The sequence below is a fragment of the Staphylococcus intermedius NCTC 11048 genome (assembly GCF_002902385.1).
Taxonomy (GTDB): domain Bacteria; phylum Bacillota; class Bacilli; order Staphylococcales; family Staphylococcaceae; genus Staphylococcus; species Staphylococcus intermedius.
In genome coordinates, this window is record NZ_PPQH01000097.1 from 1 (window position 1) to 303 (window position 303).

Here is a 303-nt window from a genome sequence, read left to right on the forward strand (position 1 = left end):
CACAACAGACCACATCACAGTACCGGTAACCGTAGGTAAACAAGCAGATAACGACAAGTACACACCAGAAACAACGCCAATCACGAAGGATTATGGTACTGCCACATCAGAAGATGAAGTGAAAGGTGCAGTGAACATCCCAGGCTACCCAACAGATGGTGACCAACCGACAATTACAATTGATGATCCAAGTCAATTGCCTGACGGCACACAAGAAGGCACAACAGATGTGAGTGTGACAGTGACGTATCCAGATGGCACAACAGACCACATCACAGTACCGGTAACCGTAGGTAAACAAGC

At 47.2% G+C, this 303-nt stretch carries 1 protein-coding gene; it reads left to right on the forward strand.

Going from position 1 to position 303, the window contains the following annotated elements:
• Positions 1–303, forward strand: a 303-nt coding sequence (locus tag CD138_RS12790) for a Rib/alpha-like domain-containing protein (protein ID WP_142380762.1), incomplete at both ends; no start/stop codon positions are given.